The sequence below is a fragment of the Microbacterium aureliae genome (assembly GCF_054780155.1).
On the sequence record NZ_BAAGWW010000001.1, the window covers coordinates 597,326 to 619,950 of the forward strand.

Genomic DNA, 22,625 nt, shown 5'->3' on the forward strand with positions numbered 1-22,625 from the left:
CGCTGTGGTTGCGCTCACCGTTCGATTCTACGGGCGGGGTCTGGACACGGCCTCGACGCCCGCGCCGCTCAGGAGGACCATGACGACGTTCGAACCGGTCGCCGTGCCCGGCGAAGCGCCCCCGGCCGACTCCGTGCGCCCCCGCGATTCCACCGCGCAGGCCCCGACGTCGGTCGCCCGCCTGAACGACACCATCCGCGGTTTTCTGCAGACGTGGGGGTCGGTGTGGGTCGAGGGCGAGCTCACCTCGTGGAACCTGCGCGGCGGGAACGTCTTCGGCCGCCTCAAGGACCTCGCCACCGACGCGACGATCACCTTCCGGATCTGGTCGTCAACGCGCGAGCGACTGCCCGCGGACCTCAAGGTCGGCGACCACGTTGTCGCGTGCGTCAAGGCCGACTACTTCGTCCGGACCGGCGACCTCACCTTCGCCGTCTCGGCAATGAAGCACATGGGGCTCGGCGACCAGCTCGAGAAGCTCGAGCGGCTCCGCGCGACGCTGCGGGCCGAGGGCCTGTTCGACCCCGCACGCAAGAAGCCGCTGCCGTTCCTCCCCCACTGCATCGGCCTCATCACCGGCGAACGATCGGATGCCGAGAAGGACGTCCACCGCAACGCCGAGCTGCGCTGGCCGCACGTGCGCTTCCGCACCCGGTACGCCGCCGTGCAGGGCGACCGGTGCGTGCCCGAGACGATCGCCGCGCTCCAGGCCCTCGACGCCGACCCCGAGGTGGACGTCATCGTCATCGCCCGCGGCGGCGGGGACCCGCAGACCCTGCTCGGATTCAGCGACGAACGGCTGGTGCGCGCCGTCGCCGCCGCGCACACGCCGGTGGTCAGCGCCATCGGCCACGAGAACGACCGTCCCCTGCTCGACGATGTCGCCGATCTACGCGCCTCCACACCCACGGATGCCGCCAAGCGCGTGGTCCCCGATGTCGCCGAGCAGCGCGCCCTGGTGTCTCAGCTGCGCTCGCGGCTCACCGGCCGGCTCACCCAGCGGATCGGGCACGACATCGCGCAGCTGGAGCAGCTGCGCTCGCGACCGGTGCTCCGCGACCCCGCGTCGATGTTCACCGCGCGCGCCCACGAGGTGCACCTGCTCGCCGCGCGCGGACGGGACCGGGTGGACCGTGCGGTCGAGGCGCAGTCTCGCCGGATGGCGGAGCTGACGGCGACGCTGCGTGCCCTGTCCCCCGCATCCACTCTCGCCCGCGGCTACGCCATCGCGCACCTGGCCGGCGGAGCGATCGTGCGCGACGCCGCGCAGGCGCCGGCGGGCGCCGCGGTGACGGTGACCGTGGCACGCGGATCCTTCGCGGCCCGGTCCGAGGGCGAGGTCCCCGAGGACGCCCCGTCCCCGGACGTCGCGACGGCGGGGGCGACCCCGCGCGAGAACTAGGATGGAGCCCATGACCGAGCAGCGCGAGCCCGCCCGCGAGGTGGACGGTCTGTCCTACGAGCAGGCGCGGGACGAACTCGTCCGCGTCGTCGCCGAACTCGAGCAGGGGTCCCCGACGCTGGAGCACTCCCTGGCGCTGTGGGAACGCGGCGAGGCCCTCGCCGCCCGCTGCGAGCAGTGGCTCGTGGGCGCCAAGCGCCGCCTGGACGAAGCCCGCGCCGGGACCGGCGGAAGCGGGTCGTGATGGCCCGCCCGCCCCGCGTCGTCGCCGAGCTCGGCCGCCCCGAGACACCCGACGAGACCGCGGCCCGCAAGGCCGAGGCCTCGCGCATCTATCGCTCGAGCCAGACGGTCCGCGGACTGGTCGCGGCCCTCATCGCCACCATCGGCGTGCTCATCGTCATGGTCTTCGCCGTCCCCCGCGGGACGCCGCCCGAGCGCGAGCCCATCGACGTCGCCGCCGTAGCCGCCGATGTGTCCGAGGCGCAGGACCGCACCCTCGTCGTCCCGGACGCACCCTCGGAGTGGCTCGTCAACGCCGCGAGCGTCACCGGCGACGGCATCCGCGCGTGGACCATCGTGTACGTCCCCGAGACCGGATTCCTGCGCGTCGCGCAGGGCTTCGACGCAGACGAGTCCTGGCCCACCCGCGAACTCGGCGGAGCGGCCATCGCCGACACGGTCGAGATCGGCGGCGTGGTGTGGGACCGCTACGACATCCGTGACCCCGGGCGCGCGGGCAACGTCACCGGAGCCCTCGCCGCCCCTGCCGGCGAGGACATCGTGATGGTGTACGGCACGTCGCCCGCGGAAGACCTCGAAGAGGCGGCGGCTGCGGTCGCCGATGACATCCTGGCCCTGCGAGAGGAGCAGCCGTGAGCGACACCGACACCGCCCCCACCCCCGACAAGGTCTGGCACGAGATGCGCCGCGGCAACGAGCGCTTCGTCGCCGGCGAACCGCGTCACCCGCGACAGGACGTCGAGCGGCGCGCGGAGCTGGCGACCGGGCAGAAGCCGCGGGCGGCTCTGTTCGGCTGCTCGGACTCGCGGCTGGCCGCCGAGATCATCTTCGACAAGGGCCTCGGCGACCTGTTCGTCGTCCGCAACGCCGGTCAGGTCGTGTCGGACTCCGTCATCGGCAGCCTGGAGTACGCCGTCGCCGTGCTCGGCGTGCCGCTCATCGTCGTCCTCGGCCACGACGCGTGCGGCGCCGTGAACGCCGCCATCGACAGCACCGGGGCCGACGCCCCCGCACTGCCCGCCCACATCTGGCGGCAGATCGCGCCCATCGTGCCCGCCGTCCGCCGCGTGATCCGCGAGGGCGAGCCCGGCGCTCCGGTCGACGCCGAGCGGGTCGGACAGGAGCACCTGCGCGACACCGTCGCCGAGCTGCTGCGCTCGTCCGAGCTCATGAGCGAAGCGGTCGCCGAGGGGCGCCTGGCGATCGTCGGCGCCAACTACCGGCTCGCCGAGGGCACCGCCGTCCCGGGCGTCGCCGTCGGCCTGTCCGACGCCCACGACTAGCACGAACCGAACGATTCGACACCGGAGGAACAACGACGTGACCGACACCGAATACCGCATCGAGCACGACACCATGGGCGAGGTGCGGGTCCCCGCATCCGCTCTCTACAGCGCGCAGACCCAGCGCGCCGTCGAGAACTTCCCCATCTCGGGGACGGGTCTGGAGTCGACGCAGATCGCGGCACTCGCGCGCATCAAGAAGGCCGCCGCGCTGGCGAACAAGGAGCTCGGCGTGCTGGACGCGGGGATCGCCGATGCGATCGCCGCCGCGGCCGACGAGGTCATCACCGGCGTCCACGACGCGCACTTCCCGGTCGACACGTACCAGACCGGCAGCGGGACGTCCTCGAACATGAACATGAACGAGGTGCTGGCCACCCTCGCCACGCGCCACCTCGGCTCGCCCGTTCACCCGAACGACCACGTCAACGCCTCGCAGTCCTCGAACGACGTGTTCCCGACCTCGGTGCACATCGCCGTCACGCAGGCGCTGATCGACGACCTCATCCCCGCTCTCGACCACCTGGCGGTCGCCCTCGAGGGCAAGGCCGAGCTGTGGAAGGACGTCGTGAAGTCGGGGCGCACCCACCTCATGGACGCCACCCCCGTCACCCTGGGCCAGGAGTTCGGCGGCTACGCCCGCCAGATGCGCCTGGGCATCGAGCGCGTGCAGTCCGCGATCCCGCGCGTGGGCGAGGTTCCGCTGGGCGGCACCGCGGTGGGCACGGGCATCAACACCCCCGCGGGCTTCCCGCAGAAGGTCATCGCGCTGCTCGCCGAAGACACCGAGCTGCCGATCACCGAGGCCAAGGACCACTTCGAGGCGCAGGCCAACCGCGACGGCCTCGTCGAGGCCTCGGGGGCCCTGCGCACCATCGCCGTCTCGCTCACCAAGATCAACAACGACCTGCGCTGGATGGGCTCGGGACCGAACACCGGCCTCGGCGAGCTGCACATCCCGGACCTGCAGCCGGGATCCTCGATCATGCCCGGGAAGGTCAACCCGGTCGTCCCCGAGGCCACGCTCATGGTGTGCGCCCGCGTCATCGGCAACGACGCCACCGTGGCATGGGCGGGGGCATCGGGATCGTTCGAGCTCAACGTGGCCATCCCCGTCATGGGCACGGCGCTGCTGGAGTCGATCCGCCTGCTCTCCAACGCCATGCGGGTCCTCGCCGACAAGACCATCGACGGGCTCGAGGCGAACGTCGAGCGCGCCGCCGCCTACGCCGGCATGTCGCCCTCGATCGTCACCCCGCTGAACAAGCTCATCGGCTACGAGGCGGCGGCCAAGATCGCCAAGCACTCCGTCGCGAAGGGGATCACCGTCCGCGAGGCCGTGCTGGATCTCGGCTACGTCGACCGCGGCGAACTCACGATCGAGCAGCTCGACGAGAAGCTCGACCTGCTCTCGATGACCCACCCGGGCTGAGAAGGGCCCCGGCCGGGCGATAATCGGGGGGTGGCCTCCACCCCCCGATTGCTCACCGCGCGCGCCCGCATCCTGGGCGCGATCCTCGCGGTGGCGTGCATGGGGCTGGCGATCGTGGGGAGCGTGACGTTCCTGGTGCAGCGCGAGCGCGTGGTCTCCGAGGTCCGATCCCGGCTGGACAGCCAGGTGGAGCGGCTGCAGACCGTGGCGGGCCTGGACGGCGGCGCCGCGGACGTGGGCCCGGGCGACAGCGCGGAAGACTTCGTCCCGCAGTCCTACACCTCGGTCGAGGGCTACCTGCGCGACGCGGTCGCCCGCCTCGTCCCGGGCCGCAACGAGGCCTCGGTGGCGATCCTCGACGGGGTCGCCCGCTTCCGTCCGACCACGCTGTCGGGCTTCGACATCGCCGACGACGTCGCCCTCGTGGACCGGGCGTGGGCCGAGACGATCGCCGCCGGCCAGACAGTGCGCGGCACGGCGGCGGGCGAGGGCGGATCCCTCATGTACATCGCCGTCCCCGTCGCCGTCGAGGGCGATCCCCGCCAGGGCGTCTACGTCCGCGCGATCGACCTGGACGCCGAGCTGCAGCCGGTGACGGCCGCCATGGCGACCTACTCGCTGGCCGCCGCCGCGGTCCTGGTCGCGATCGGCGTGGTCGGGTGGTTCGTCACCGGCAGGCTGCTCTCGCCCATCCGGGACCTGCGCGAGACCGCCGACGCGATCACGATCGCCGATCTCTCCCCCCGGCTCCGCGCGCAGGGCTCGGACGACATCGCCGACCTCACCCGCACCGTCAACTCGATGCTCGACCGCCTCGAGGGGTCGGTGGACGGCCAGCGTCAGCTTCTCGACGACGTCCGCCACGAGCTGAAGACCCCGATCACGATCGTCCGCGGTCACCTCGAGCTGATGGACCCCCGCGACCCGACGGACGTCACCGCCGCCCGCGAGATCGGGATCGCCGAGCTTGACCGCATGACCCGCCTCGTCGAGGACATCGACCTGCTCGCCGCCGCCGAAGGCGACGCCTACACGATGACGGCCGTCGACACCGCCGCGCTCACCGCGCGCGTCGGCGAGCTCGTCGCCGTCATCCCGGGGCACACCTGGACAATGGAGTCGCATGCCGGCGGCGAGGTGGTCGGCGACGGCGACCGCCTGCTCCAGGCGTGGCTGCAGCTGGCCGACAACGCCGCGAAGTACACCCCCGAGGGCTCCCCCATCGAGATCGGCAGCACGGCGGATGCCGACGGTGTGCGCCTGTGGGTGCGCGATCACGGACCGGGGATCCCGCCCTCGGCCCGCCACCGCATCTTCCGCCGCTTCGACCGCTACAACATCAAGCGCGAGGTAGGCGGCTCGGGGCTGGGCCTTGCGATCGTGGACGCCATCGCCAAGGCGCACAACGGCGCGTGCGACGTCGGCGACACCCCCGGTGGGGGCGCGACCTTCAGCATCCGTCTGCCCTCTGCCAGGGCGGCCCTGCCGTCGCCGGTGCGGGCAGGCGACGTGGTTCTGCAACGAGAGGCGGCCGAGTGACCAGGATCCTCATCATCGAAGACGAGTCCCGCATCGCCTCGTTCGTCAGCCGGGGCCTCGAGAGCGCCGGCTACGAGACCCACACCGTCGAAGACGGCGCCGAGGGGCTCGACGTCGCGCTGCGCGGCGAGAGCGATCTCGTCCTGCTCGACGTGGGGCTGCCGACGATGGACGGCTTCGAGGTGCTGCGCGAGCTGCGCGCCCGCGGCAGCGTCGTCCCGGTCATCATGCTCACGGCACGGTCGAGCACGCGCGACACCGTCGAGGGGCTGGATGCCGGAGCCAACGACTACATGCCCAAGCCCTTCACGTTCGATGAGCTGCTGGCGCGCGTGCGGTCCCGGCTGCGCGAGACGAGCGCGCTGCCGAGCGTGGCGATCACCCATGGCGACGTGGTGCTGGACGTCCTGGCCCGCCGCGCGACGGTGGCGGGCCGTGAAGTGGAGCTGTCCACGCGGGAGTTCGCCCTGGCCGAGCAGTTTCTGCGCAACCCCGGCCGGGTGCTCAGCCGCGAGGTGTTGCTCAGTCGTGTGTGGGGCCTCGACTTCGACCCGGGCTCCAACGTCGTCGACGTCTACGTGCGCTACCTGCGCGGCAAGCTCGGCGCCGCACACATCGTCACGGTCCGCGGCGCCGGCTACCGCTGGGAGTGACGCGGCGCGCACGAAGAAGCCCCCGGTGCTGGGGGACACCGGGGGCCGTGACGGTCGGCGGGGGAACCGACCTCATCAATCGCGCTGGTCTGGGGAATCGCGCGATTGGTTTCTCTTCTCGCCGACGCCGGCGGGGGGACCGGCTTGGTCGGCGCGAGGACCCGTCCGAGGGACGGGTGCTGGGGAATCCTTGCCGGCTCCGCCTGCCGCGGCATGCGGCGGCGGACCGGGGTGCGAGGGCTTGGCCTGGCCGGGCGAGGACTTCGCCTGGAACGTCGACTCGTCCGACGACGGTGCGACCAGGCGGCCGGACCCGTCGTCGACGGTGCCCGACGCGGGCGGAGCAGCCGGGACGGGGGCGCCGGCGGCCGGGGCGTCCTTCAGCGGGGTGGGAAGGCTGCCGGCCGCGGGGGCCGGCACAGTCTCGGGAACGGGGCGCTGCGCCGCACGCCCGGCGAGACGGTCTGCGGCGGCGCGAGCGGCCTCGGGAAGGGTGGCGCGGTCACGGGCGGCCGACATCGCGGGCGTGGTGCCGGGCGCAGCCTCGTCGTCGCCCGGAACGGCGTCGGGGGCCGGCACGCGACCGGCCGGCAGCACAGCGGGCGGCGGCGCGGCATCCGAGACCGGCGAGCCGGCCGCAGGCAGTTCGATCGTGGGCACGCCGACGGGCACACCGGGCGAGTCGGCCAGGACGACGGAGTGCCCGGCGGCGACGAGCCCCAGCACGGCGACGCTCGCGAGCGCGGTCGACGCTCCGCCGATGGCGAATCGTCTGCGGGTGTCCAACGTCGTCCTTTCCGGGCAGGAGGTTGCCTCGCGCGCCAGGCGCGACACCTATGGTCCCAGAATCACCGCACCGGCGCACGACTGCGGGGATGAGACTCTTCTCATCCCCGCAGTCGTGACGGCAGATCAGGCCAGCTCGCCGGCCTCCAGCAGATCGGTCACCAGGGCGGCGATGGCCGAGCGCTCCGAGCGGGTGAGCGTGACGTGGCCGAACAGCCCGTGGCCCTTGAGCGTCTCGATCACCGAGGCGACGCCGTCGTGGCGGCCGACCCGCAGGTTGTCCCGCTGACCGACGTCGTGGGTGAGCACCACGCGGGAGTTCTGCCCCATGCGGCTGAGCACCGTCAGCAGCACGTTGCGCTCGAGCGACTGCGCCTCGTCGACGATGACGAAGGCGTCGTGCAGCGAACGCCCGCGGATGTGGGTGAGCGGCATGACCTCCAGCATCCCCCTGGCCACCACCTCTTCCAGCACGTTGCCGCTGACGACGGAGCCGAGCGTGTCGAACACCGCCTGGCCCCACGGGTTCATCTTCTCGGCCTGGTCGCCGGGCAGGTAGCCGAGCTCCTGACCGCCGACCGCGAACAGCGGCCGGAAGACGATGATCTTCTTCTGCTGCTGGCGCTCGAGCACCGCCTCGAGACCCGCGCACAGCGCGAGCGCCGACTTGCCGGTGCCGGCGCGGCCGCCGAGCGACACGATGCCGACCTCGGGGTCCAGGAGCAGATCGATCGCGATCCGCTGCTCGGCCGAGCGCCCGTGCAGGCCGAAGACCTCGCGGTCGCCCCGCACCAGGCGGTAGCCGCCGTCGCCGGTCACGCGCCCCAGCGCCGAGCCGCGCTCGGAGTGGATGATCAGGCCCGTGTTCACCGGCAGGCCGACCACCTCGTCGCTGACCCCCACCTCGGTCTCGTACAGGTCGCTGATGTCGTCCCCCGAGAGGTCGATGGCAGCGATGCCCGTCCATCCCGAGTCGATCGCCTGCTCGGCGAGGTACTCCTCGGCGCTGAGGCCGATGGAGGCCGCCTTGACGCGCATCGGCAGGTCCTTCGAGACCACCGTGACGTCCTGGCCCTCCTGGGCCAGGTGCATCGCGACGGCGAGGATGCGGGTGTCGTTGTCGCCCAGGCGCATCCCCTCGGGGAGCACGGACGGGTCGGTGTTGGACAGTTCGACGCGGAGGGTGCCCTCGGTGCCCACGGGCACCGGGAAGTCGAGCCGGCCGTGCTCCACCCGCATCTCGTCGAGGTGTCGCAGGGCCTGGCGGGCGAAGTAGCCGATCTCGGGGTCGTGACGCTTCTTCTCGAGCTCGGTGATCACCACCACGGGGATGACGATGCTGTGCTCGGCGAAGCGGAAGAACGCCCGCGGATCGCTCAGCAGCACAGAGGTGTCCAGAACGTACGTGCGCAGATCGGTGTCGAGGTCATCCCCCTCGACCTCGACGATGCGCTGATCGTGTGATGCTCGTGTGGTCATGACCCACTCCCCGCCCCCGGGTGGTTCACCCGGCAAATCACGAGTCGACCAGGGTCACGAGTCGCGATCCGTGAGGCCGACTCGAACGGGCTCCGTGCCCGTTGGGAGAAACGTACGACCGCAGGCACGGGGCGCGGGATTCCGACACGCGGCGAGTCGGTTACGCCCTTGTGAACATCAGCGCAGCATCACCACACGCGCGCGGCGGAGAACTCGGCGACGGCGTCGCCGAGCAGGCGGATCGTGTCGGCTCCGGTGCCCACGTGCGGCGAGACGCGGATGAGCCCGGAGCGCGCGGTGACGGTCAGCCCGTGGTTGGCCAGCGAGGCTGCCAGCGGCGCGGCATCCTGCGGCGCGGGCGCGAGGGTGATGATCCCGGCGCGCCGGGCGGGGTCGCGCGGGGTGAGCACGGGGACGCCGTAGCGGTCGGCGATGAAGACGACGTCCTGCGTCCGGGCGGCCAGCTCGGCCTCGACGACGGGCACGCCGACGGCCGAGATCTCTTCGAGGGCGGTGGCCAGGCGCGCCGCCGCGAGGGCGTCCGGCCACGACACCGTGAACGCCCGCGCCGAGGGCGACGGCAGCGGCACGACGTCCACCGGCAGGTCGCCGTCGGCGCCCGCGAAACCCGACAGGACGGGGGCGAGGCGCTCCAGCGCCCGCTCGCCGAACCACGCGAAACCGGTGCCGCGGCCGGCGCGCAGCCACTTGTAGCCGTTGCCGCAGACGACGTCGGCGGCGGCGTAGTCGGCGTCGACCACGCCGAAGCCCTGGATCGCGTCGACGATCAGCAGCCGGTCGCCGATGACCTCGCGCAGGGCGGTGAGGTCGGCGCGATAGCCGGTCCTGAAGTCCACGAGGCTGACCGCCACGGCCCGGGTGTCCTCGGTGAGGTGCTCGCGGACGAGGTCCGGCGTCACCATGCCGTCCGAGGGCTCCATCCACTGCACCTGCATCGAACCGAGCGCGTCGGCGGCGCGGGCGGCGGTCACGGTGAGGCTGGGGAACTCGCCGCGCGAGACCAGCAGTCCCCCGGCCATGCCGTAGAGCGCCTGCATGAGGCCGTGGGTCGTGGACGGCTGCAGCACGACCTGGTCGGCCGGTGCGCCCACAAGTCCCGCCACCAGCTCGCGGGCCCGCTCGATGTGCGAGCCGACGAGGTCGATGCTCGAGCGCCGGCCGGACCCAAGCAGCTCGGTGTCCGCGCCGGCCTCGGCGCGCACGCTCGGCGACAGCGGGCCGAAGGCCGCCCAGTCCAGATACCCCGGCTCCGCGTCGAACGAGGCGACCAGGGACTCCATATCCGCCACCGTCACATTCTGGCAGAAGCGGCGCGCCGCGGGCTCGGGCCGCCGGGGATCGTCAGCTGCCGTAGCGGCGGTCGCGCGAGGCGTAGTCGCGCATCGCCCGCAGGAAGTCGACCTCGCGGAGGTCGGGCCCGAGAGCTTCGACGAAGTAGAACTCCGAGTGCGCGCTCTGCCACAGCAGGAAGTCGCTGAGCCGCTGCTCGCCCGACGTGCGGATGACGAGGTCGGGATCGGGCTGTCCGCCGGTGTACAGGTGCTCCCCGATCTGCTCCGGGGTCAGGTCGGCCGCCAGCTCCTCGAGGGAGCCGCCCAGCCCGCCGTGCTGGGAGATGATGCTGCGCACCGCGTCGACGATCTCGCTGCGGCCGCCGTAGCCGACGGCGAGGTTCACGTGCAGCCCGGTGTGCGAAGCGGTGCGCTCCTCGGCCTCGGCGAGGACGCGGGCGAGCTTCTCGGGCAGGAGGTCCGCGCGGCCGACGTGCTTCACGCGCCAGTCCCGCTCGTGGGAGAGCTCGTCGGCGAGCTCGGCGATGATCTCGATGAGGTCGGCGAGCTCCCGCGAATCCCGCTTGCGGACGTTGTCGGTCGACAGCAGGTAGAGCGACACGACCTGCACGCCGATGTCGTCGCACCAGCGCAGGAACTCCCTCATCTTGGCGGCGCCGGCGCGGTGACCGTGCGCGGCGGAGTCGTACCCCAGCTGGCGGGCCCACCGCCGGTTGCCGTCGATCATCATCGCGACGTGATGAGGCACGTCCTCGGGCCGCAGGCGCCGGCGGAGCCGGTTGATGTACAGGCGGTAGAGAGGCCCCTTGCCCTCGTTCGACGACGCGTGCACCACACGCTTACGCTACCGGTCCCGCCGCGCGACGCCACACGTGATACTCAGTCCCAGGTCCGCTGGAACTCGGTATGTGCGCGCGGGGGCATGCGGCGGGATCTACGCTGTGAGGATGACCCGACGCCGCGCGCACTCCTCCCCCGACGTGCCGAGCCTGCCGCTCATGCAGGCCGCGGACGTGGACGCAGCCGTCGACATCCGTCCCACCTGGCGCGGCTGGATCCACGCGGCGACCTTCCCCGTGGCCATCGCCGCGGGCATCGTGCTGATGGTGCTCGCCGACGGCGCCGCCGCCAAGACCGCGTCGGCGGTGTTCATGGCCACCTCACTGCTGCTGTTCGGCAACTCCGCCCTGTACCACCGCTTCGACTGGAGCCCGCGGGTCAAGACGATCCTGAAGCGGATCGACCACGCGAACATCCTGCTGCTGATCGCGGGGACGTACACGCCGATCGCGGTGCTCGCCCTGCCGAGCGAGAAGGGGATGCTGCTGCTCGCCCTCGTCTGGGGCGGTGCGGTCCTCGGCATCCTCTTCCGCGTGTTCTGGATCCACGCGCCCCGTTGGCTGTACGTCGCGCTGTACCTGCTGCTGGGCTGGGCCGCGGTGATGTACCTGGTGGACCTGCTGCAGGCCAACGTGGCGATGATGGTGCTGGTGTGCGTGGGCGGCCTGCTGTACACCGCCGGCGCGGTCGTCTACGCGATGAAGCGGCCGAACCCGTGGCCGGGCCATTTCGGCTTCCACGAGATCTTCCACGTGTGCACGGTCCTGGCGTTCCTGTGCCACTGGACGGCGTGCCTGCTCATCGCGATCGAACCCGCCTACAACGGCGGCTGAGGCCGGCCGCCGGCGTCGTCCTCGGGTGCGGACGCGTCCTTCCCGGATGCCGCGTCCTCCGCGGCGGAGCGCTCCTCGGCGGCGCGCTGCTCGGCATCGAGCTCCTCGGCGAGGTCGGCGCGCACGCGCCCGCGACGGATCCGGCGGAGCATGTCGGCGACCAGCAGCACGACGGCGAGGGCGACGAAGACGATCGCGGCGAATCCCCACACCCCCGGAGTGACGAGGTCGGGATCGACCGTCGGGGTCGGCGTGGGCGTCGCCGCGGCGGCGACAACAGAGACAGCGTGATGCATCGGGGATCCTCGCAGAGCGTAGCCTGGAGCTCCAGCCTAATGTTCGACACCGAGCGCCCACGACGGATGAAGCCTTGGACCAGACCCGCCCGATGACCACCGCCCAGATGCTCGACGAGCGCTACGGCCGTGTCCGCTCGCGGCGCACGCGCTGGCTCCAGGGGGCGGCCATCGCGGTGGGGGCCGCGGTCGTGGGGGTCGTGGGCTGGTCCATCGTCTCGGCGTCGTTCGACACCGTGGACGTCGACACCACCGGCTTCGAGGTGATCGACGAGCACTCGGTGGAGCTGCGATTCCAGTTCTCGGGTCCGCGCGGCAGGTCGATCGCGTGCGCCCTCGAGGCGCAGGACACCGAGCACGGCGTCGTGGGCTGGCGGGTCGTGGAGTACCCGGCCGATGACGCCCCCGCGCGGGCCTTCCGGGAGCGCATCCCCACCACGGCCGAGGCCACGACCGGTTTGGCCGCGTCCTGCTGGGTGACGTAGGCTGTTCCGAAAGAATTCCCGTGACGCCCCGGCCGACGCCGGGGCGTTTCGAACATCCGGACCCCCTACCGAAGGAGTCAGACGTGTCCAACGATGCCCAGGTGACCTTCCTCACGCAGGACGCATACGACCGTCTCGCCGCGGAGCTCGAGCACCTCTCCACCACCGGCCGCGAAGAGATCGCCAAGCGCATCGAGGCGGCGCGCGAAGAGGGCGACCTCAAAGAGAACGGCGGCTACCACGCAGCCAAGGACGAGCAGGGCAAGCAGGAGGCGCGCATCCGCACGCTCCAGGCGCTGCTGAAGTCGGCGAAGGTGGGCGACGCGCCCGAGAGCACCGGCACCGTCGAGCCCGGGACCGTCGTGACGGCGGTCATCGCCGGCGGCGAAGAGGTCTTCCTTCTGGGCAACCGCGAGATCGCGGCCAACAGCGAGCTCGACGTCTACAGCGAGGCATCGCCGCTGGGCGTGGCGATCCTGGGCCGCAAAGAGGGCGACAAGACGTCGTACACCGCCCCCAACGGCCGCGAGATCTCGGTCGAGATCGTCAAGGTCGAGACCTACGCCGGCCAGTAGCAGCTAGTCCGGCACGACGGTCGGGGTGTACCCGGCCTCTTCGAGCACGGCGATGACGTGGGCGCGGTGCTCCTCGCCGCGCGTCTCGACGCTCAGCTGCAGGATGACCTCGCTGATCTGCAGGCCCTGTCCGTGGCGGGTGTGCAGGACCTCGATGACGTTCGCACCCGCGTGCGCCAGCAGCTCGGACACCCGGGCCAGCTGCCCGGGACGGTCCGGCAGCGGGATCTGCAGCGTCATGTAGCGCCCGGATGCCGCGAGCCCGTGCGCGACGACACGCTGCAGCAGGAGGGGGTCGATGTTGCCGCCCGAGAGCACGGCGACGGTGGGGCCGGTCGCGGTGATCTTGCCGGCCAGGATCGCCGCGACACCCACGGCCCCCGCCGGCTCGACGACCTGCTTGGCCCGCTCCAGCAACACCAGCAGCGCGCGGGCGATGTCGTCGTCCGAGACGGTGACGACCTCGTCGACGAGATCACGGATGATCTCGAACGGCAGGTCGCCCGGCCGCGCCACGGCGATGCCGTCGGCGATGGTCGGCCGCGTCTCGACCTCGCGGGGCGTGCCCGCCTCGAGCGAGGACGGATAGGCGGCGGCATTCTCGGCCTGGACGCCGATGATGCGCACCTCGCGGCCCTGCTCGCGCGCACGCGCTTTGGCGGCGGCCGCGACGCCGGCGATCAGGCCGCCGCCGCCGATGCCGAGCACGATCGTGTCGGCCTCGGGCAGCTCGTCCATGATCTCGAGCCCCAGCGTGCCCTGCCCGGCGATGATGTCGGGGTGGTCGAAGGGGTGGATGAACACCGCGCCGGTGCGTTCGGCGAACTCCGCGGCCAGCCGCAGCGGCGTCTCGACGGTCGCACCCTCGAGCACGACGTCGGCGCCGTAGCCGCGGGTGGCCAGGAGCTTGGGCACCGGCACCCCGAGGGGCATGAAGATCGTCGCACGGATGCCGAGGGCCTTGGCCGCCAGCGCGACACCCTGGGCGTGATTGCCCGCCGAGGCGGCGACCACGCCGCGCGCACGCTCTTCCGCGGTGAGGCGCGAGAGCCGGTAGGTGGCGCCGCGGATCTTGAACGATCCGGTGCGCTGCAGGTTCTCGAGCTTGAGGTGCACGGGGGCGCCCAGCACGTCCGAGAGGTACTGCGACCGGTCGAGCGGGGTCGCGGCGATCACGCCCGCCAGCGTCCGGGCGGCGTCCTCGACGTCGGCGAGACTCGGGATGGCCGACGAGGCCACGGGTGACGTATCGGTGCTCACGCGGGTGTTCTCCTGGGGCGCGGGACGGTCGACCAGATGTAGTCGCCGGTGGGCGGCGGCGCGCCGCTGCGGGACGAGGTGTCGCCGAGGCTGACGGCGAAGACGTTGACGAAGGCGGCGAGGGGCACGGCGAACAGGGCACCGGGGATGCCGGCGATGAGCGCGCCGCCGGCGACCACCAGCACGACCGCGAGGGGGTGCACCTTCACCGCGGACCCCATGAGGATCGGCTGCAGCACGTGACCTTCGAGCTGCTGCACCCCGAGGACCACCACGAGCATCCACAGGGCGATCCAGGGCCCGTTGTAGACCAGCGCGAGGAAGACGGCGATGGCGCCGGTCACCACCGCACCGACGATGGGGATGAAAGCGCCGAGGAAGACCAGGACGGCGACCGGGATGGCCAGCGGCACGCCCAGCAGGAAGGCGCCCAGGCCGATGCCGACGGCGTCGATGGTCGCCACCAGCAGCTGCGTCCGGGCGTAGTTGACCACGGTCCCCCACCCTGCCCGCGCGGCGCGGTCGAGGGACGGCCGGGCGGTCCGCGGGAAGAGCCGCATCGTCCACCGCCAGATGCCCGCACCGTCGGCGAGGAGCGTCAGCAGGATGAACAGCGCCAGCAGGGCGCCCGTGGCGACGTGGCCGATCGTCGTGCCGATCGCGAGCGCGCCCGACAGCAGCAACTCGGCCTGCTGCCGGATGAGCTCCCACGCCTGGCTCAGCAGGTCGTCGATCTGCGCCGCCGTGAGGTGCAGGGGGCCTTGGATGAGGTAGTCGCGGAACTCCCCCACGGCCTCCACGGTGCGATCGGTCACCGACGCCCACTGGCGGGTGATCTGCCACACCACGAGCCACAGCAGTCCCGTGACGACGGCGAGGGTCGCGAGCACCGCCACGACGATCGCGATCCATCGCGGGACCCGTTTGCGCAGCATCCACTCGAAGCCCGGCCACAGCAGCGCCGTGACCAGGATGGCGACCAGGAGCGGGATCACCAGCAGCTTCAGCTGGATGATGAGCCAGATGGCCACCGCCGCGGCCGCCGCGACCACCAGCAGTCGCCACGAGTAGGCCGTCGCGATCCGCAGCCCCCGGGGGACGGTGGCGCCGATCTCGGAGGTGACGACGCGGCTGCGATCCCGGAGCGCGTCGAGCAGCGATCCGCGAGGCTTGTCGTCGGTGCCGCTCATCCCGCAAGTCTAAGCGCGGGTCATTCCGCGTCGTTCATGAGCCCGGGGCCCCGCCGCGGCGCGATGTCGGCGCGGGTCGTTAGGCTGTCGCGGGTGAGGATCGCCGCCGACGGGACGCCGACACTGAGCGCCGCCGAGGCCCGCCGCACGGCCCTGGCCGCGCAGGGGTTCGCGCGGCCGCGACCCGCCGTCGCCGGCACGCGGCAGCTGAACGGCGCCCTCGCGCGCATGGCGACGCTGCAGATCGACTCGGTCAACGTCTTCGCGCGGTCGCACTACCTGCCGCTGTTCTCGAGGCTCGGCGCGTACGACACCGCACTGCTGGATCGCCTGCTGTTCACCCGACGCCCCCCGTACGTCGAGTACTGGGCCCACGTGGCGGCGTTCATCCCGGCCGCGGACTGGCCGCTCTTCCGGTTCCGCATGGCCGACAACCGCGCGCGCTACGGCACGGCGCCCGACGGGTGGTTCCAGACGCATTCGGCGACGGTCGAGGCGGTCACGGCCGAGCTCGCCGAGCGCGGGCCGCTGCGCCCGTCGGAGTTCGAGCAGGCCGCACCTCGCGCCGGACGCGGACCGTGGTGGGACTGGGACGACGTCAAGAACGCCCTGGAGTACCTGTGGCTCTTCGGCGAGGTCGCGATCGACGGCCGACGCGGGTTCGAGCGCCGGTACGCGCTCGCCCAGGACGTCATCCCCGCCGCCGCGCTCGCCCGGAGCATCCCGCGAGAGGACGCGATCCGCGAACTCGTTGCCCGGGCGTCGCGGGCGTACGGGGTGGCGACCGAATCGGACCTGGCCGACTACTGGCGGCTGAAGGACCGCGGCGCGGTGCGGGCGGCGCTTCGGGATCTCGTCGACGCGGGCGAGCTGCTGCCGGTCGCGGTGCAGGGGTGGGCGCGCGCGGGCCGGCCGCTGCGGGCCTACCTGCACCGGGATGCCGTGATCCCCCGCCGCCTGGACGCGCAGGCGATCCTCACCCCGTTCGACCCGGTGGTGTGGTTCCGCGACCGCGCCGAACGCCTGTTCGACTTCGAGTACCGCATCGAGATCTACACCCCCGCCGCCCAGCGGCGGTTCGGCTACTACTCCCTGCCGGTGCTGATCGGCGACGACCTCGTCGGCCGCGTCGACCTCAAGGCCGACCGCGCGGCCGGCACGCTCCTTGTCCAGTCGGCGTGGTGGGAGCACGGTCGTCCGGCCGACGCGAGTGCACGCCTGGCCGACGAGCTGCGGCTCGCGGCGGCGTGGCAGGGGCTCGAACGCATCTCGGTCGGGCGCCGCGGGAACGCCGCCGACGACCTGGCCGACGTCCTCCCCTGAGCGGGCCGCCACGAGGCGACTACCGTGGACGGGTGAGACCTCGCACCCGCCTGATCGCCGCCGTCGTCGCGGTGGTGCTCGCCGTCGCCGGCATCGCGGCGGTCGTCGTGGCCACCGCCCGGCCGGACGCGGAGAATGTCGCGCAGTCCTACCTCGACGCCCTGACGGCGGGCGACCCCGCCGCGGCAGCCCGGCTCGTGGCGGTCGGGGACGAGGACCGCGATCGCCTCGTCGCCCGTCACGACGGCGCCCGGCCGATGCCCGGACCGGCGCGCGTGGGCGAGGTCGACCTGGACGGCGACCGCGGCCGCGCCGAGTACTCCGGACCCGGCGGGGACGGCATCCTGGATCTCGTCCGCGCGGACGCCGGGTGGCAGGTGTCCGCCGGATCCCTCGCCTCGGTGAGGGCGACGGTCGACCTCGGCGACAGCGTGCGGATCGGCGCGGAGCGGCTCGCGGCCGGCAGCGCGACCCCGCTGCTGCCGGGCGGGTACGTCGTCCGCGCCGCCGCACCCGACGTGCTCGTGGGCGAGGTCCGCGCGGAGCTGTCCCCCGGCGACACCGCCGACGTGGCGGTGGACGCCTCTTTCGCCCCGCGGGCTCTGACGCTCGCGCAGGAGCAGCTGGACGCCTATGCCGGCGCGTGCGCCTCGCCCGCCGATCGCGTGCCGCCGCAGTGCGGCCTGCTGATCCCGTGGGCGGCGGACCTCGACACCCTGGAGTCGATCGCGTTCCGCATCGAACGGCATCCCCGCCTGCAGATCTCGGAGGACGGCGCGTCGTTCGCCGCGCGCGGCGGCGTGATCGTGGCGACCGCGACCGGCATCACCGGCGCGGGAGAGCCTGCCTCGGTCACCTACCGCACCGACGACTGGACGCTGCGGGGTTCGGTCGCCGTCCGCGGCGACGAGATGGCGCTCGCGGTGCGGTGACGCCGCCGGCGTCACTCCCCGTCGCCGGACCACCCGGGCGGGGCCTGCAGCTCCAGCCCCAGCCATGCGGCGAGCTCGCCGATCTCGGCGGCGACGGCCCGGCGGACGGCGGCGTCGAACGGCACGTCCTCGTGGATGGCGGCGACCCGCAGGACTCCGGCCTTCCGGTCGGCGCGGGCGTCGAGCTTGCCGATGAACCGGTCGCCGTGCAGGATCGGCAGCGCGAAGTAGCCCCAGCGCCGCGACGCCGCCGGCTTGTACATCTCGAGCACGTACTCGAAGCCGAAGATCCGCTGCAGCCGATCGCGGTCGAACACCAGCCGGTCGAAGGGCGAGAGCAGTGCCGTCCGGGGCCGGAACGCGTCGAGCGCCGCCAGGGCGCCGGCATCCACCCGCCACACTCCGTCGACCCCTTCGACGACGGCCTGCTCGCCGACCGCACCCACCCCGAGCGGTTCGACCGGCTGGGCCGCCGCCTTCTCGCGGGCGATGCCCGCCGCCGCGAGCCGGCGCTCGGCGAGCTCCCTCGCGGCGTCCGCCTCGGACACCTCGGCCAGGTCCGCCGGGTAGACGCGCTCCGCGACGTCGAACACGCGGCCCTTCGCGTCCCGCGAGGACACCGCGACCTCTCCGGTCATGACGAGGATCTCGAGCAGCTGCAGGACGTTGCGCTCGTTCGTCCAGCCCGTCGAGCGCCACGCCACCTGCGAGGTGTCGGGGATCTCGGCTGCCCGCAGCGGACCCTCGGCGCGGAGCCGCGCCAGGACGTCCGCGCGGAAGCGGTCGTTCGCGGCGAGCCAGCGGCGGGCCTGCTCCGACTGCGGGCGCCGGGCCATCTCGTGCCGCAGCAGGGGAAGATCCGTCATGGGGCGGTAGAAGCCGCCCCACTCGAACACCGCGCGGTCGCCCTCGACGAGCCGCGTCAGGTCAGCGGGCTGATACGGCCAGCCCAGGCGCGACCACAGGATGAGGTCGGCACTGGGGGCGACGGCCGCCGTCGGCTCGATGTCGACCACCGTGAGCGCGTCGATCGTCTCGACGATCCCGCCGGGCCGATCGGCCGTGAGCAGCTGCGCGGTCACCGCCAGTCGGCGGGCGTCGCGCGCTGTCAGGCGGATCACGCGGGTCAGAACTGCACGCGGGGCGGCTCCGAGATCGCTGCGCCGTCGACGACCTCGAAGAACTCCCGCTCGTGGAAGCCGAGGTTGCGGGCGAAGAGGTTGTTGGGGAACACCTTGATCTTGGTGTTCAGCTCGCGAACGCCGCCGTTGTAGAACCGGCGCGACGCCTGGATCTTGTCCTCGGTGTCCACGATCGACTGCTGCAGCTGCAGGAAGTTCTGGCTGGCCTGCAGCTGGGGGTAGGCCTCGGCCACCGCGAACAGGGACTTCAGCGCCCGCTGCATGTGGCCCTCGGCGACACCCGCGGCGGCGGGCGTCTCGGCGGTGATCGTCTCGGCGCGGGCCCGCGTGACGTTCTCGAAGACCGCCTTCTCGTGCGCGGCGTAGCCCTTGACCGCCTCGATGAGGTTCGGCAGCAGATCCGCCCGGCGCTTGAGCTGGACGGTGATGTCACTCCACGCCTCGTCGACGCGCACGTTCAGCTGGACCAGGGAGTTGTACGTCGCCCACAGGTAGATGCCGGCGATGACGGCGAGCGCCACCACGATGAGGACGGGGATCAGCCATTCCATTGCCACGTGCTCCGTTCGCGTTCGGCCCGACCTCATCCTAGCCGCGGGGATTCGCGCGCACGGAGCGGTCCGTGATCTCTCAGCCGTTACCCACCGAGGACGCGCTCGAGGTGGGCGTTGGCGAACACGCGTCCCGGGTCGAGCCGGTCCCGTACGGCGGCGAAGTCGTCGAAGCGCGGGTACAGGGGCCGCAGCGCGGCGGCGTCCAGACCGTGGTGCTTGGCCCAATGGGGCCGGCCGTCGTGGGCGAGGAGCACCTCTTCGACGGCATCGAAATACGCGGTGGGATCCTCGCGGACGTAGCGGTGCACGGCGATGTAGCCGCTCTCGCGCTCGAACGCCGGCGACAGCCACCGGTCGTCGGCGGCGGCGAAGCGCACCTCGACGGGGAACGAGATCCGCCACCGCCGACGGGAGATGAGCGCCCGGATCTCGTCGAGGGCGGGTCCGACCCGGTCGGCCGGCAGGGCGTACTCCATCTCGCTGAACCTCACGCCCCGATGCGAGGCGAACACCCGCGGGGAGTCGTCGGTGAACTCCCGGTCCCCCCAGATCCTCACCGCGGTGCGGGCGATGACCGGCGCTGCCGCCGGCATCCGCCCCGCCACCTCGCACGCGGCGCGGTACAGCACGGTCCCCACGAGGACGTCGTCGAGGTAGCGGGCGGCCCGCGGGAGCGGATGCCGTGGCGCGTCGCCGGGAAGACGCGTGCGGGTCTTCGTCATCGCGCGGTCGGTGTGCGGGAACCAGAAGAACTCGAAGTGATCGGCACCGCGGGCGCGCTCGGCGAGCGCCGACCGGACCTGCCCGAGCGGCTCGGGAAGCTCGAGGGAGTGCAGCACGAACGCGGGCACGCACTGCAGGGTCACCTCGGCCAGCACCCCCAGCGCCCCGAGGCTCAGCGCGACGGCCGGCAGCAGGTCGGCGTGCGTCTGGTCGTCGACGCGCAGCAGCTCGCCCTCGGCGGTGACGAGGGCGACCCCGGCGACCTGCGTGGCGAGGGACCCGAAGCGGATGCCGGTGCCGTGGGTCCCCGTCGAGACGGCGCCGGCGACGGTCTGCTCGTCGATGTCGCTGAGGTTCTCCATGGCCAGGCCGAAGGGCGCCAGGAGCGCCGGGACGAGGTGCAGCGGCGTTCCCGCGAGCAGGGTCGCCCGAGAGCGCTCGCGGTCCACCGACACGAGGCCGACGAGCCGCCCGAGGTCCACGAGGATGTCGGGTGCGACGGCGATTCCGGAGTGGCTGTGGCCGGAGCCGACGGCTTTCACCCGGCGGCCGGCGCGGGACGCGGCGGCGACGATGCGGCGGAGCTCTTCGACCGTGCCGGGGCTCTCGCGGCGCCGCGGGAGGACCGACTGCGAACCCGACCAGTTCCGCCACGGCTGCCCACGCCCACGCGATGCGGTCATGTCCTGCGGCGGGCCCTTCGTCGACGGTCGGTCCGCCCCACAGCGTACTCCGGCCCGCGCCGGGGACGCCGGAGGGCGGCGTCCGAAGACACCGCCCTCTGGTGTACCCCCGCCGGGATTCGAACCCGGACTGGAGCGGGTTTAAGCCGCCTGCCTCTGCCGGTTGGGCTACGGGGGCCCGGTACCCGGACCCACCACGCTACCGTCAGCGAGTGGCGGCAGCCGCCTTGGCCTTGTCCGCCTCGACCTTCTCGGGCTGGTCGGCCTTCTTGCCCTGCTCGCGCGGCTCGGCCGGCGGCGTGACCGCGGGCTGGGCCGGCCGCGGGCGTGCGGCGAACTCCTCGAAGACGTAGCGCGGGTTCTGAACCGTCTCGAGGTTGACGATGTCACGGCCGAGCCACACGTTGTGCCACCAGCCCCACAGCACGCGCCACTTGCGCTCCCACGTAGGCATCGCCAGACCGTGGTAGCCGCGGTGCGCGAGCCAGGCGATGAAGCCCTTCAGCGCGATCTTGCCGGACTGGAAGACGCCGTTGTACAGACCCAGGCCCGCGACGGCGCCGAGGTTCTCGTGGACGTAGTCCTTGGGGAGCTCGCCGCGCAGCACGGCGATGATGTTCTTGGCCAGCAGCTTGCCCTGGCGGACGGCGTGCTGGGCGTTGGGGACGCAGTACCCGCCGACGCCGCCGCCGGTCAGGTCGGGAACGGCCGAGACGTCGCCGGCCGCCCACGCGCCCTCGACGACCTCGTCCTCGGAGCCGACCCGCAGGTCGGCGCGCGTGCGGATGCGGCCGCGCTCCTCGACGGGCAGATCGCTGCCGCGCACGACGGTGGGGTTGGCCATGACGCCCGCGGTCCAGATGATGAGGTCGGACGGGATGGTCTCACCGGTGGACAGCTCGACGTCGCCGTCGACGGCCCCGGTGACCTGCGTGTCCAGGTGCACGTTGGCGCCGCGCGTGGCGAGGTCCTTCAGCACCCACTCGCTGGTCTTGAGGGACACTTCGGGCATGATGCGGCCCATCGCCTCGATGAGGTGGAAGTGGGTGTCCTCGAAGCGCAGCTGCGGGTAGAACTTCAGCAGCGACGAGGCCAGCGAGCGCAGCTCGGCGAAGACCTCGATGCCCGCGAAGCCGCCGCCGACGACGACGACGGTCAGCAGGCGGTCCCGCTCGGGCCCGGCCGGCAGCGTCGAGGCCTTGTCGAAGTTCGACATCAGGCGGTCGCGGATCGCGACGGCCTCTTCGATGGTCTTCAGGCCGATGGCGTTGTCGGCGATGCCCGGGATCGGGAAGGTGCGCGAGACGGCACCCGCGGTCACGACGATCTGGTCGTACTCGAGGGTGTACGGCTCACCCGCCGTCGGCGTGATGGTCGCGGTGCGGGTGGCGTGCGAGATGCCGGTGACCTTCGCGGCGATCACGTTGGTCCGCTTCAGGTGCCGACGCAGCGCCACGACCGAGTGGCGAGCCTCGATGGAGCCTGCGGCCACCTCGGGGAGGAACGGCTGGTAGGTCATGTACGGAAGCGGGTCGACGACGGTCACCTCGGCTTCGCCCTTGCGCAGCGACTTCTCGAGCTTCCATGCGGTGTAGAAGCCCGCATAGCCACCACCGACGATGAGGATTCTGGGCACGGTGTTCATCACGTGGGGAGATA

General features: G+C 72.4%; 23 protein-coding genes and 1 tRNA gene. 12 read left to right on the forward strand and 12 right to left on the reverse strand.

All coding sequences use genetic code 11. The features are described 5' to 3' along the window. Nucleotides 1-79: 79 nt before the first annotated feature. Genes xseA through ACYVF4_RS02970 form a run of 7 tightly spaced genes read left to right on the forward strand, consistent with a single transcriptional unit; the run spans nt 80 to nt 6,552 of the window. Entirely contained in the window at nt 80-1,402 is a 1,323-nt protein-coding gene (gene xseA / locus ACYVF4_RS02940) for an exodeoxyribonuclease VII large subunit (RefSeq protein WP_460719562.1), read from the forward strand. Nucleotides 1,403-1,412: 10 nt separating this feature from the next. Beyond that, nucleotides 1,413-1,646, forward strand: coding sequence for an exodeoxyribonuclease VII small subunit (locus ACYVF4_RS02945; protein ID WP_460719564.1), 234 nt, complete (start codon nt 1,413-1,415; stop codon nt 1,644-1,646). Continuing rightward, entirely contained in the window at nt 1,646-2,281 is a 636-nt protein-coding gene (locus ACYVF4_RS02950) for a DUF4245 family protein (protein WP_460719566.1), read from the forward strand. Before ACYVF4_RS02945 ends, ACYVF4_RS02950 begins: the two co-directional genes overlap by 1 nt. A gap of 44 nt (nt 2,282-2,325) precedes the next feature. After that, nucleotides 2,326-2,928: a carbonic anhydrase gene (locus tag ACYVF4_RS02955; protein ID WP_460720740.1), complete on the forward strand. Its 603-nt coding sequence runs from the start codon at nt 2,326-2,328 to the stop codon at nt 2,926-2,928. 37 nt (nt 2,929-2,965) lie between these two features. After that, nucleotides 2,966-4,360 carry a class II fumarate hydratase gene (locus tag ACYVF4_RS02960; RefSeq protein ID WP_460719568.1) on the forward strand — a complete coding sequence of 465 codons (1,395 nt, stop codon included), beginning with the start codon at nt 2,966-2,968 and terminating at the stop codon, nt 4,358-4,360. Nucleotides 4,361-4,390: 30 nt separating this feature from the next. Next, entirely contained in the window at nt 4,391-5,899 is a 1,509-nt protein-coding gene (locus tag ACYVF4_RS02965) for a sensor histidine kinase (RefSeq protein WP_460719570.1), read from the forward strand. Beyond that, entirely contained in the window at nt 5,896-6,552 is a 657-nt protein-coding gene (locus ACYVF4_RS02970; RefSeq protein ID WP_460719572.1) for a response regulator transcription factor, read from the forward strand. The genes ACYVF4_RS02965 and ACYVF4_RS02970 overlap by 4 nt, the downstream gene beginning before the upstream one ends. Before the next feature lie 75 nt (nt 6,553-6,627). On the opposite strand, the gene ACYVF4_RS02975 is transcribed toward ACYVF4_RS02970, so the two are convergent. The 4 genes from ACYVF4_RS02975 to ACYVF4_RS02990 all read right to left on the reverse strand — a co-directional run bounded on the left by ACYVF4_RS02975 (nt 6,628) and on the right by ACYVF4_RS02990 (nt 10,965). Continuing rightward, nucleotides 6,628-7,338, reverse strand: coding sequence for a hypothetical protein (locus ACYVF4_RS02975; RefSeq protein ID WP_460719574.1), 711 nt, complete (start codon nt 7,336-7,338; stop codon nt 6,628-6,630). A 126-nt stretch (nt 7,339-7,464) separates the two neighbouring features. Beyond that, on the reverse strand, nt 7,465-8,817 hold the full coding sequence (locus ACYVF4_RS02980) for a PhoH family protein (RefSeq protein WP_460719576.1): 1,353 nt from the start codon (nt 8,815-8,817) through the stop codon (nt 7,465-7,467). 188 nt (nt 8,818-9,005) lie between these two features. Next, entirely contained in the window at nt 9,006-10,118 is a 1,113-nt protein-coding gene (locus ACYVF4_RS02985) for an aminotransferase class V-fold PLP-dependent enzyme (RefSeq protein WP_460720742.1), read from the reverse strand. Nucleotides 10,119-10,179: 61 nt separating this feature from the next. Then, the gene (locus ACYVF4_RS02990) at nt 10,180-10,965 is read right to left on the reverse strand and encodes an isoprenyl transferase (RefSeq protein ID WP_460719578.1); all 786 of its coding nucleotides are present in this window, start codon (nt 10,963-10,965) and stop codon (nt 10,180-10,182) included. Between the two features lie 112 nt (nt 10,966-11,077). On the opposite strand from ACYVF4_RS02990, the gene trhA reads away from it, so the two are divergent. Further along, complete coding sequence (gene trhA, locus ACYVF4_RS02995; protein WP_460719580.1) at nt 11,078-11,803, forward strand: PAQR family membrane homeostasis protein TrhA; 726 nt, start codon at nt 11,078-11,080, stop codon at nt 11,801-11,803. On the opposite strand, the gene ACYVF4_RS03000 is transcribed toward trhA, so the two are convergent. Beyond that, nucleotides 11,788-12,099: a hypothetical protein gene (locus tag ACYVF4_RS03000; RefSeq protein ID WP_460719582.1), complete on the reverse strand. Its 312-nt coding sequence runs from the start codon at nt 12,097-12,099 to the stop codon at nt 11,788-11,790. The two genes, trhA and ACYVF4_RS03000, sit on opposite strands and share 16 nt — an antisense overlap. Nucleotides 12,100-12,191: 92 nt before the next feature. Here ACYVF4_RS03000 and ACYVF4_RS03005 point away from each other — a divergent pair, with 92 nt between their 5' ends. Next, nucleotides 12,192-12,584, forward strand: a complete 393-nt coding sequence (locus tag ACYVF4_RS03005; protein WP_460719584.1) for a DUF4307 domain-containing protein — start codon at nt 12,192-12,194, stop codon at nt 12,582-12,584. An 83-nt stretch (nt 12,585-12,667) separates the two neighbouring features. Further along, complete coding sequence (greA, locus tag ACYVF4_RS03010) at nt 12,668-13,159, forward strand: transcription elongation factor GreA (protein ID WP_460719586.1); 492 nt, start codon at nt 12,668-12,670, stop codon at nt 13,157-13,159. Between the two features lie 3 nt (nt 13,160-13,162). On the opposite strand, the gene ilvA is transcribed toward greA, so the two are convergent. Next, nucleotides 13,163-14,419, reverse strand: coding sequence for a threonine ammonia-lyase (ilvA, locus tag ACYVF4_RS03015; RefSeq protein ID WP_460719587.1), 1,257 nt, complete (start codon nt 14,417-14,419; stop codon nt 13,163-13,165). Beyond that, nucleotides 14,416-15,609 (reverse strand): AI-2E family transporter, encoded by a 1,194-nt coding sequence (locus tag ACYVF4_RS03020; protein WP_460719589.1) that lies wholly within the window; start codon nt 15,607-15,609, stop codon nt 14,416-14,418. The genes ilvA and ACYVF4_RS03020 overlap by 4 nt, the downstream gene beginning before the upstream one ends. Nucleotides 15,610-15,702: 93 nt before the next feature. Between ACYVF4_RS03020 and ACYVF4_RS03025 the strand changes: the two genes are divergently transcribed. Together ACYVF4_RS03025 and ACYVF4_RS03030 are read left to right on the forward strand one after the other, a co-directional pair. After that, entirely contained in the window at nt 15,703-16,932 is a 1,230-nt protein-coding gene (locus ACYVF4_RS03025) for a winged helix-turn-helix domain-containing protein (RefSeq protein WP_460719591.1), read from the forward strand. 32 nt (nt 16,933-16,964) lie between these two features. After that, on the forward strand, nt 16,965-17,864 hold the full coding sequence (locus ACYVF4_RS03030; RefSeq protein ID WP_460719593.1) for a hypothetical protein: 900 nt from the start codon (nt 16,965-16,967) through the stop codon (nt 17,862-17,864). Nucleotides 17,865-17,875: 11 nt separating this feature from the next. Here the strand turns inward: ACYVF4_RS03030 and ACYVF4_RS03035 are convergent, their stop codons facing one another. From ACYVF4_RS03035 to ACYVF4_RS03055, 5 genes are all read right to left on the reverse strand, one after another. After that, nucleotides 17,876-18,985 (reverse strand): DNA glycosylase AlkZ-like family protein, encoded by a 1,110-nt coding sequence (locus ACYVF4_RS03035; RefSeq protein ID WP_460719595.1) that lies wholly within the window; start codon nt 18,983-18,985, stop codon nt 17,876-17,878. Between the two features lie 5 nt (nt 18,986-18,990). After that, the gene (locus tag ACYVF4_RS03040) at nt 18,991-19,557 is read right to left on the reverse strand and encodes a LemA family protein (RefSeq protein WP_460719597.1); all 567 of its coding nucleotides are present in this window, start codon (nt 19,555-19,557) and stop codon (nt 18,991-18,993) included. 86 nt (nt 19,558-19,643) lie between these two features. After that, a complete protein-coding gene (locus ACYVF4_RS03045; protein WP_460719599.1) occupies nt 19,644-20,966 on the reverse strand; it encodes a D-arabinono-1,4-lactone oxidase in 1,323 nt (440 codons plus the stop codon). A 104-nt stretch (nt 20,967-21,070) separates the two neighbouring features. After that, nucleotides 21,071-21,144: transfer RNA gene (locus ACYVF4_RS03050), tRNA-Leu, on the reverse strand. A gap of 27 nt (nt 21,145-21,171) precedes the next feature. Beyond that, nucleotides 21,172-22,602, reverse strand: coding sequence for an NAD(P)/FAD-dependent oxidoreductase (locus ACYVF4_RS03055; protein ID WP_460720744.1), 1,431 nt, complete (start codon nt 22,600-22,602; stop codon nt 21,172-21,174). Nucleotides 22,603-22,625 lie beyond the last annotated feature (23 nt).

Bases quoted from the DNA above. Each gene is read 5' to 3' on its own strand.
- ACYVF4_RS02945 (WP_460719564.1), top strand. From the start codon at position 1,413: ATGACCGAGCAGCGCGAGCCCGCCCGCGAGGTGGACGGTCTGTCCTAC.
- ACYVF4_RS03040 (WP_460719597.1), bottom strand. From the start codon at position 19,557: ATGGAATGGCTGATCCCCGTCCTCATCGTGGTGGCGCTCGCCGTCATC.
- ACYVF4_RS03020 (WP_460719589.1), bottom strand. From the start codon at position 15,609: ATGAGCGGCACCGACGACAAGCCTCGCGGATCGCTGCTCGACGCGCTC.
- trhA (WP_460719580.1), top strand. From the start codon at position 11,078: ATGACCCGACGCCGCGCGCACTCCTCCCCCGACGTGCCGAGCCTGCCG.
- ACYVF4_RS03000 (WP_460719582.1), bottom strand. From the start codon at position 12,099: ATGCATCACGCTGTCTCTGTTGTCGCCGCCGCGGCGACGCCCACGCCG.
- ACYVF4_RS02985 (WP_460720742.1), bottom strand. From the start codon at position 10,118: ATGGAGTCCCTGGTCGCCTCGTTCGACGCGGAGCCGGGGTATCTGGAC.
- ACYVF4_RS02980 (WP_460719576.1), bottom strand. From the start codon at position 8,817: ATGACCACACGAGCATCACACGATCAGCGCATCGTCGAGGTCGAGGGG.
- ACYVF4_RS02955 (WP_460720740.1), top strand. From the start codon at position 2,326: ATGCGCCGCGGCAACGAGCGCTTCGTCGCCGGCGAACCGCGTCACCCG.
- ACYVF4_RS03045 (WP_460719599.1), bottom strand. From the start codon at position 20,966: ATGACCGCATCGCGTGGGCGTGGGCAGCCGTGGCGGAACTGGTCGGGT.
- ACYVF4_RS03005 (WP_460719584.1), top strand. From the start codon at position 12,192: ATGACCACCGCCCAGATGCTCGACGAGCGCTACGGCCGTGTCCGCTCG.
- ACYVF4_RS02950 (WP_460719566.1), top strand. From the start codon at position 1,646: ATGGCCCGCCCGCCCCGCGTCGTCGCCGAGCTCGGCCGCCCCGAGACA.
- xseA (WP_460719562.1), top strand. From the start codon at position 80: ATGACGACGTTCGAACCGGTCGCCGTGCCCGGCGAAGCGCCCCCGGCC.